The organism is Psychrobacillus soli, from assembly GCF_006861775.1.
GTDB classification, from domain to species: Bacteria; Bacillota; Bacilli; order Bacillales_A; family Planococcaceae; genus Psychrobacillus; species Psychrobacillus soli.
The window spans coordinates 1-5874 of the sequence record NZ_VDGG01000086.1 but is presented as its reverse complement, the minus strand read 5'-3'; the positions used below and the strand labels follow the sequence as shown (position 1 = coordinate 5874).

Here is a 5874-nt window from a genome sequence, read left to right as displayed (position 1 = left end):
TGAATGAACGATCTGTTGCCCTAAGCCATTTATTGGTTTAACCCAGACGAAATACTGCAGAAATTTTGTTTTTTGCGAGTTGATACTGAATAAGTAAGCAATTTCGTTTGATTTTCGCTATGGGAGGCGACTCCAGCGGGATCAAGTGAGCAAAATGAGACTTCACAACGGACGCGCGCAGGCGCGGCGGTGAAGGCTCATCGCTCACCCCACGGAAAGCGTCCGCCCAGCAGCGGAAATCCCAGCGGACACTCATTTTCAACGCATTACCACGCAGTATCCCTATACTGCACACCTCCACTAATGCTTTAAAAAACAAGACACAAAGATAGGTCATTTATGTATTTTTATTGTCCAGACTTCAGCGCCTACTGCTTTTCTTGTGTATAATAAATGCATTGCTGGATGGAAGAAGGATTTAACAATGAGTAATGATTGGAATATGAAGACGTATATGAAAGGAGCAGCGATGCTTACAATTGCAGCGATAATTGTGAAGCTATTAAGCGCTGTGTATCGTGTACCTTTTCAAAACTTAGTAGGAGATGAAGGTTTTTATATTTATCAACAGGTGTATCCGTTTATTGGAATTATTACAACCTGGACTTCCTATGGTTTTGCGGTAGCGTTATCTAAAATACTATCTGACTACAAAGCAAGTGGAAAAGAATATGCAATACCACAAGTTCGACGAATTGCATTTTTCTATATCGGAATACTGTCCATATTATTTTTTATCGTGTTATATTTTGGAGCAAGCTTTTTTGCGGAGGCAATGGGGGATGCAAATTTAGCTTACTTATTAAAAGCTGGTTCGTATGTCATTTTATTAATGCCGATGCTTGCGGTGTTAAAAGGAGAATTTCAATCAAATGGTCATATGCAGCCGGTAGCGTATGCGCAAATAGTAGAGCAGACCATCAGGGTATCGGTTATTTTACTTGGTACATGGATCGTTGTATCAAAAAGTTTTGACCTGTATAAAGCTGGAAGTATGGCAATGTATGGAGCGGTAGCGGGGGAACTTTCTGGTGTAATATTTTTGGCATATATTTATTGGAAAACAATTGGTCGAAAGAAGACGAACAACAAACAGCAAGATGTACAACTTTGGCCGATTGTAAAAGATTTGACGATAATTAGTATTAGTGCAAGTATAAGTGCGTTACTATTTTTATTGTTGCAGCTAGTAGATTCATTTACGGTTTTTCAAATGCTACTAGAAAATGGTATGGGAAAGCAAGTGGCGATGGAGACAAAAGGGATCTATGATCGTGGTCAACCACTTGTACAGCTAGGTATTGTTATTGCTTCTACATTGTCTTTGGCGATTGTTCCACTTGTTGCACATCGGATGAATAAAGAAAAAGGACGAACGGCAATTCCTTTTATGCAAATTACGTTTAGAATAGCTTTCACATTTAGCATTGCCGCAGCTTTAGGTCTAATAGTAGTACTACCATTTGTGAATGAAATGCTGTTTCAAACAAGAGATGAATCAATCACTTTAATGGTATTTTCTTGTCAAGTTGTATGGATGTCATTAATACTTACGTTGATGGCGATGCTACAAGGAAGTGGAAAAGTAAAGCTTCCTACGCTGTTTTTATTACTTGGAGTATGTAGTAAATGGCTAGTAAATGGTATGCTTGTACCAGAATATGGTGTATTAGGAGCGGCTATAGCTGGAAATATTAGTTTATTAATTGTATTTATATGTATGTTTTATTATTTTAAAAGAAGTTGGAAGATACGTTTCGCTTCTTTCACATTTTATAAAGGAATTGCTATTTCGTCTATCTTGATGGTTATAGGTGTGACGGTTTATAGTTTAGTAGCAGATGCGTACTTTTTTGATTGGTTACCGAGTCGTATAGAGGCACTTGCAATATCGCTCAGTGCAGTCATGCTCGGGGCAGCCATTTTTTTAATAACTTTAGCAAAAAGACGTGTTATAGCAGAGAAAGAGTGGTTTTTATTGCCGTTTGGTAGAAGAATGGCCACTTTCCAGCTATGGTTAAATAAAGAAGAGTAAGGGTGTGAGCAGATGAATGAAATAACGATTATCGGACTTGGAGCAAGTGATTTAGATCAGCTTCCTTTAGGCATTTATAAACAACTAAAAACGACAGAACATTTATATGTACGTACGGAACAACATCCAGTTTTGCAGGAACTAAAAGCAGAGGGGCTAACTTGGACAAGCTTTGATGCAATATATGAAAAAAACGATCAATTTGAAGCAGTCTACGAAGAAATAGTACAAACACTACTAAAGTTAGCAAACGAAACTTCTGTTACATATGCAGTGCCTGGGCATCCACTAGTCGCAGAACAAACAGTTCAGTTATTAATCGAAGCGGAGCGACAAGGAGAGGCGAAAATTCGAATCGAAGGTGGTCAAAGTTTTTTAGACCCAATTTTTACTGCGCTTCGCATCGATCCAATTGAAGGGTTTCAATTATTAGATGGAACAAGTTTTAAACGAGACGATGTTCAAATGAGTTCCCATTTGCTAATTGGACAAGTGTATGATGCATTTAGTGCATCGGAAATAAAGTTAACACTCATGGAAAAGTATCCGGATGAGTATGAAGTAACCATCGTAAAGGCCGCTGGATCTGCACAAGAAAAACTAACAAAAGTCCCTTTATATGAGCTAGATCATGTAATGGAGCTAGATAACTTAACGACTTTGTATGTTCCTCCTATACAGGCGCAAGAGTACAGATTAAAGGAATGGCAAACACTACGCCAAATAGTTGCTGATTTAAGAGGTCCTAATGGTTGTCCGTGGGATAAGGAGCAAACACATAAAACCTTGAAGAAATATGCAGTAGAAGAGGTTTATGAGCTATTACAAGCAATTGATGAAGAAGACGATGATCATATGGTAGAAGAACTTGGGGATGTTCTTTTACAAGTGTTTTTACACGCGCAAATCGGAGAGGATAACGGATATTTCAGCATGGAGGATGTGCTTAACTCTATTTCTGAGAAGATGGTCCGTAGACACCCACATGTATTTGGAGACGTCGTTGCAACTAATACAGAAGATGTACTTCGCAACTGGCAACAAATAAAAGCCGCAGAACAGGATGTTAATGAGAAGTCATTATTAGCTGGAGAAATGCGCTCCGACTCTTCGTTACTTACATCTTTCAATTACCAAAAGAAAGTGGCAAAGGTTGGCTTTGATTGGCCAGATGTGTCCGGTGCTTGGGAAAAGTTCGCAGAAGAACTGGATGAATGGAAAAAAGAATTGGATTCGGGAACGAAGGATACGCAAGTGGATGAACTAGGAGATGTGTTATTTACAATCGTTAATGTAGCACGTTTTTATGGTCTGTCCCCTGAACAAGCAATGATACAGGCGAATGAGAAGTTTAAAAGAAGATTTCAATTTATTGAGTCGAGCGTTAAAAGTGGAAAAGGAAACTTTTCTGACTATGATTTAGAAGAGCTGGACGGTTTTTGGAATGAGGCAAAGAAACTAGAGAGGTAGTGTTGACATGAGATTAGATAAGTTTTTAAAAGTTTCAAGGTTGATTAAACGAAGAACACTTGCAAAAGAAGTTGCGGACCAAGGAAGAATTACGATTAACGGAAAAGTGGCAAAAGCAAGCTCCGATGTAAAAGCGGGAGATGAGTTATCTATTCGTTTCGGACAAAAAGTAGTAACTGCTACAGTTGATGCGATCAAAGATTCAGCGAAAAAAGAAGATGCTGCTTCCATGTTTACAATAATAAAAGAAGAACGACTAGAAAAAGTAGACCCAGCATTCATAGATGACGAAGATTAAGAAAAAAAGCATGACGCATTTGTCATGCTTTTTTTTTACGTGCATACAATGAAACTAGGACAAGGAGAGGAGAGAGCATATGCAATATCAAGCAGAAAACCAAACAATTACTATTCCAACGGGGGACCATTTAATATCACTAAGAAATCGAAAAAGAATGGATTTAACTTCTGTAAAATCAATTGAACGATTTGACCAACAAGAATTTTATGTGAAAACTTCACAAGGATTACTTCTGATTAAGGGAGAAGAACTGAAGATTGTCCATTTAGATGTAGACAAAGGCCTACTAACTCTAGAAGGAGTTGTTAAGGGGATACAGTATGATGAGGAGCAGAATTTAGACGGTGCTAGAGGGTTACTTCATAAACTATTCGGATGACACTCTCTCTACAATTTTATAGCTTATTATTAATGGTTTTAAGTGGGATAGTCATAGGTGCGATAATTGAAGGGACACGCTTTGTGACGAACAGCTTTCCAAAGCGTACCTTTGTTTATAAATACAGTGTCGCTCTAGAAATAGTAGTTTGGATCATGCTAGGGTTAGGAACTTTTTATATTCTTTTTAATGTGCGAGATGGTATATGGAGAATTTATGATCCACTAGCACAGGTAGTTGGAATTCTTTTATATGAGCAGTTGTTTCAGCCGATCTTTAGATTAGCTGGAAGAATTTTCTTGCGAATGATTGTCCAGCCAATTTGGTTTCTTTTTCGTATATTAATAACAATTATTAACAAATTATTTCGACTTATACTTATTATTATAAAAACTATAGTACGACCGTTTCACTTTTTATATAAAAAAATATGGCATTTGGCCCTTAAGAAAAAACCAAACTTCCGGTATAATAAAAAGTACACGAAAAATTAAGAAATTTTGACGGGGGAGAGCGAAATGGGAGAAAAGCAAAGAAACGTATCCGCTGGGAAACAAATTGCAGCAATTAATGCAGATTATGTTCGCTCTATCGAACGTCAAGAAAATCGTAAAAAAGCAAAAAAGGTTCGTTTATTTAGACGTTTAGCTGTTTTTGGAATCATGTCCTTAGCGCTTGTAGGATTTTTAGTATCTACTTTGATACACAGTAATCAAACGTTAGAGGAAAAAAGTTTGCAAAAAGAAAAGGTATCAGAAGAATTAGCAAAAGTACAAGAAGAGCAGGAAATGCTAAAGCTTCAAATTTCTAAATTAAATGATGATGAGTACATTGGAAAATTATTAAGAAAAGAATATTTCCTTTCAGAAGAAGGGGAAATTATCTTCACACTACCAGATAATAAAGAGAAATAATTTAAAAAAACAAGTTATAAAAGAGTAGTCTTATTGACACTCTTTTTTTGTTAGCTATAATAAAGGTAGGGGCGGTATGAAAAAATCATACTAACTCGTTAAAAGAGTCGCTTAAATTTTAAGGAGGAGCATTTTTTTTATGTCAATTGAAGTAGGCAGCAAGGTACAAGGTAAAGTAACAGGAATCACTAACTTCGGAGCATTCGTCGAGCTGCCAGGAGGCTCAACAGGTCTAGTTCACATTAGTGAAGTTGCGGATAATTATGTGAAAGATATTAATGAGCATTTGAAGGTTGGAGATGTTGTTGAAGTTAAGGTGATGAATGTTGAAGCGGACGGCAAAATCGGATTATCTATCCGTAAAGCAAAGCCTCAAGCTGAAAGACCAGAGAGACCGGAACGTTCTCAGCGTCCACGTAACAACAATCGCCCAAATGATCGTGATCGTCCGAGTAAAGAGAATTTTGAGCAAAAAATGGCACGATTCTTAAAGGATAGTGAAGATCGTTTGTCTACGTTAAAGCGTGCAACAGAATCTAAGCGCGGCGGCAGAGGCGCAAAAAGAGGATAATATGCTGTCTGTTTTATCGGTAGAAAAAATGTTTAATAGATGAAAAGGCGTTCAGCGTAGCTGACGCCTTTTTTGTATGTTCAGAAATTAACTAATGAATGTTATAGGGATAGTGCGTCGTAAAAGGTGTCTGCTAAGATTTCCGCCGGGTGAGCGATGAGCCACCCCCGTAGCTGCGCGTCCGTTGTAATGTTTCATCTGTCT

At 37.6% G+C, this 5874-nt stretch carries 7 protein-coding genes; all 7 read left to right on the top strand.

Annotated features, from left to right (window positions below; all coding sequences use genetic code 11):
* Window positions 1–424: 424 nt before the first annotated feature.
* Complete coding sequence (locus FG383_RS20575) at window positions 425–2035, top strand: putative polysaccharide biosynthesis protein (protein ID WP_142609530.1); 1611 nt, start codon at window positions 425–427, stop codon at window positions 2033–2035.
* Between the two features lie 12 nt (window positions 2036–2047).
* A complete protein-coding gene (gene yabN / locus FG383_RS20570; protein ID WP_142609529.1) occupies window positions 2048–3505 on the top strand; it encodes a bifunctional methyltransferase/pyrophosphohydrolase YabN in 1458 nt (485 codons plus the stop codon).
* Between the two features lie 7 nt (window positions 3506–3512).
* Window positions 3513–3803 carry an RNA-binding S4 domain-containing protein gene (locus tag FG383_RS20565; RefSeq protein ID WP_142609528.1) on the top strand — a complete coding sequence of 97 codons (291 nt, stop codon included), beginning with the start codon at window positions 3513–3515 and terminating at the stop codon, window positions 3801–3803.
* A 79-nt stretch (window positions 3804–3882) separates the two neighbouring features.
* A complete protein-coding gene (gene yabP, locus FG383_RS20560; RefSeq protein ID WP_142609527.1) occupies window positions 3883–4185 on the top strand; it encodes a sporulation protein YabP in 303 nt (100 codons plus the stop codon).
* On the top strand, window positions 4182–4679 hold the full coding sequence (gene yabQ, locus FG383_RS21705) for a spore cortex biosynthesis protein YabQ (protein ID WP_142609526.1): 498 nt from the start codon (window positions 4182–4184) through the stop codon (window positions 4677–4679). Before yabP ends, yabQ begins: the two co-directional genes overlap by 4 nt.
* 24 nt (window positions 4680–4703) lie before the next feature.
* The gene (locus FG383_RS20550; RefSeq protein WP_142609525.1) at window positions 4704–5099 is read left to right on the top strand and encodes an FtsB family cell division protein; all 396 of its coding nucleotides are present in this window, start codon (window positions 4704–4706) and stop codon (window positions 5097–5099) included.
* Between the two features lie 139 nt (window positions 5100–5238).
* Window positions 5239–5670, top strand: a complete 432-nt coding sequence (locus FG383_RS20545) for a S1 domain-containing RNA-binding protein (protein WP_142540929.1) — start codon at window positions 5239–5241, stop codon at window positions 5668–5670.
* The last annotated feature ends 204 nt before the right edge of the window (window positions 5671–5874 follow it).